Source organism: Burkholderia sp. Tr-20355, from assembly GCF_017104685.1.
GTDB lineage: Bacteria > Pseudomonadota > Gammaproteobacteria > Burkholderiales > Burkholderiaceae > Burkholderia > Burkholderia seminalis.
This window is the reverse complement of sequence record NZ_JAAGPK010000326.1, coordinates 1-3259: the sequence shown is the minus strand read 5'-3', so window position 1 is coordinate 3259 and position 3259 is coordinate 1. Positions and strand designations below refer to the sequence as shown.

2 protein-coding genes are annotated in these 3259 nt (G+C 70.1%); both read left to right on the top strand.

The window, feature by feature from the left end:
* On the top strand, positions 1–1918 hold a 1918-nt coding region (gene ptsP, locus G3N62_RS34960), incomplete at its 5' end, for a phosphoenolpyruvate--protein phosphotransferase (protein ID WP_206141517.1).
* Between the two features lie 87 nt (positions 1919–2005).
* Positions 2006–3259 (top strand): PTS transporter subunit EIIC (locus tag G3N62_RS34955; RefSeq protein ID WP_206141516.1); only part of this gene is annotated, 1254 nt, incomplete at its 3' end.

The window sequence follows — 3259 nt, the reverse complement described above, 5'->3', positions numbered from 1 at the left end:
CAAGGCATCGATCGCGAGCGTCGTCGGCCTGCTCGGCCTCGGCGCCGGCGAAGGCGCGACGGTCGAACTGGTCGGCCGCGGCGCGCATGCGCAGCAGGCGGTCGACGCGGTCGAGCACGAGCTGCTGCGCGAAGCGCACGGCGAAGTGGAGGAAAAGCCGGCGCGGATGACGTCGCCCGTGCCGCGGACGATCGCGCGCAGCACCGGCGCACCGCTGGACCCGAACACGCTCGCGGGCGTGTGCGCGGCGCCCGGCATCGCGGTCGGCGCGCTGGTGCGCCTGGACGATGCGGACATCGTGCCGCCCGAACAGGCCGCCGGCACGCCGGCCACCGAAAGTCGCCAGCTCGACCAGGCGCTGAAGGCGGTCGACGCCGAACTCGACGAAACGGTGCGCAATGCGTCGGCGCGCGGCGCGGTCGGCGAAGCGGGCATCTTCGCGGTGCATCGCGTGCTGCTGGAAGATCCGACGCTGATCGACGCGGCGCGCGACCTGATCAGCCTCGGCAAGAGCGCGGGCTTCGCGTGGCGCGCGACGATCCGCACGCAGATCGACACGCTGTCGAAGCTCGACGACGCGTTGCTGGCCGAACGCGCGGCCGACCTGCGCGACATCGAGAAGCGCGTGCTGCGCGCGCTCGGCCACACGAACGGCGCCGCGCGTACGCTGCCCGACGAGGCCGTGCTCGCGGCCGAGGAATTCACGCCGTCCGACCTGTCGTCGCTCGATCGCCAGCGCGTGACCGCGCTCGTGATGGCGCGCGGCGGCGCGACGTCGCACGCGGCGATCATCGCGCGGCAGCTCGGCATTCCGGCGCTGGTCGCGGTCGGCGATGCGCTGTACGCGATCCCGGACGGCACGCAGGTCGTCGTCGATGCGAGCGCGGGCCGGCTCGAACACGCGCCGACCGCACTCGACGTCGAGCGCGCGCGGCACGAACGCCAGCGCCTGGACGGCGTGCGCGAGGCGAACCGGCAACTGGCCGGTGCGGCCGCCGCGACGGTCGACGGCCGCGCGATCGAGGTCGCCGCGAACATCGCGACGCTCGACGATGCGAACACCGCGGTCGACAACGGCGCCGACGCGGTCGGCCTGCTGCGCACCGAGCTGATGTTCATCCATCGCCAGGCCGCGCCGACGGTCGTCGAACACCAGCAGAGCTACCAGTCGATCGTCGACGCGCTGCAGGGCCGCACCGCGATCATCCGTACGCTCGACGTCGGCGCGGACAAGGAAGTCGACTACCTGACGCTGCCGCCCGAACCGAACCCGGCACTCGGCCTGCGCGGCATCCGCCTCGCGCAGGTGCGCCCCGACCTGCTCGACGATCAATTGCAGGGCCTGCTCGCGGTGAAGCCGTTCGGCGCGGTGCGCATCCTGCTGCCGATGGTTACCGACGCCGGCGAACTCGTGCGGCTGCGCAAGCGCATCGACGAATTCGCGCGCGCGCAGGGCCGCACCGAGCCGATCGAGGTCGGCGCGATGATCGAGGTGCCGTCGGCCGCGCTGCTGGCCGACCAGCTCGCGCAGCACGCGGATTTCCTGTCGATCGGCACCAACGACCTGACCCAGTACACGCTCGCGATGGACCGCTGCCAGGCCGACCTGGCCGCGCAATCCGACGGCCTGCATCCGGCCGTGCTGCGCCTGATCGACATCGCGGTGCGCGGCGCGGCGAAGCACGGCAAGTGGGTCGGCGTGTGCGGCGCGCTCGGCGGCGATCCGCTCGCGGTGCCGATCCTGGTGGGCCTCGGCGTGACCGAACTGTCGGTCGACCCCGTATCGGTGCCGGGCATCAAGGCGCGTGTGCGCCGTCTCGATTACCAGTTGTGCCGTCAGCGCGCGCAGGACCTGCTCGCGCTCGATTCGGCACAGGCGGTAAGGGCAGCAAGCCGCGAGGTCTGGCCGCTCGACTGAACGTCGGCGGCAGGTTCGTGGCCCGTATGACGACGAAAGCAATCAGCGCAACGACGATTAACGAAGAGACAAGGATTGGAGGACTGAATGAACGGGAATCCGTTTCTGAAAATACAGGGCCTGGGCCGGGCACTGATGCTGCCGATCGCGGTACTGCCGGTCGCCGGCATCCTGCTGCGACTCGGCCAGCCGGACGTGTTCAACATCAAGATGATCGCCGACGCCGGCGGCGCGATCTTCGACAACCTGCCGCTGCTGTTCGCGATCGGCGTGGCGGTCGGGTTCGCGAAGGACAACAACGGCGTGGCGGCGCTCGCGGGCGCGATCGGCTACCTGATCGAAACCGCGATCATGAAGGACATCGATCCCAAGCTGAACATGGGCGTGCTGTCCGGGATCATCGCGGGTGTCGTCGCGGGCCTGCTGTACAACCGCTACAAGGACATCAAGCTGCCGGACTACCTCGCGTTCTTCGGCGGCAAACGGTTCGTGCCGATCATCACGGGGCTGGTGTGCGTGGTGCTCGGCATCGTGTTCGGGTACGTGTGGCAGCCGGTCCAGCACCTGATCGACGCGGCCGGCCAGTGGCTGACGACGGCGGGCGCGATCGGTGCGTTCGTGTTCGGCTTCCTGAACCGCCTGCTGCTCGTCACGGGCCTGCATCACATCATCAACTCGCTGGCGTGGTTCGTGTTCGGCAACTTCACGCCGCCGGCCGGCGGCGAGATCGTGCACGGCGACCTGCACCGCTTCTTCGCGGGCGACCCGACCGCGGGCACCTTCATGGCCGGCTTCTTCCCGATCATGATGTTCGGCCTGCCGGCGGCGTGTCTCGCGATGCTGCACGAAGCGCCCAAGGAACGCCGCGCGATGGTCGGCGGCTTGCTGTTCTCGATGGCGCTGACGTCGTTCCTGACCGGCGTGACCGAGCCGATCGAGTTCAGCTTCATGTTCCTCGCGCCGGTGCTGTACGTGATCCACGCGGTCCTGACGGGGCTGTCGCTCGCGATCTGCCAGATTCTCGGCGTGAAGCTCGGCTTCACGTTCTCGGCCGGCGCGATCGACTACGTGCTGAACTACGGGCTGTCGACGAAGGGCTGGATCGCGATCCCGCTCGGCATTGCGTACGGCGTCGCGTACTACGGGCTGTTCCGCTTCTTCATCCGCAAGTTCAACATGGCCACGCCGGGCCGCGAGCCGGCATCGGCCGATGCGGCTGCCGAATCGTACGCGTCGGGCGGCTTCGTCGCGCCGGCTGCCGCCCCCGCCGCGCCGCCCGCCGCACCGCGCGCGCAACGCTACATCGCCGCGCCCGCCGGCACCGGCACCCCTCCCGGCCCT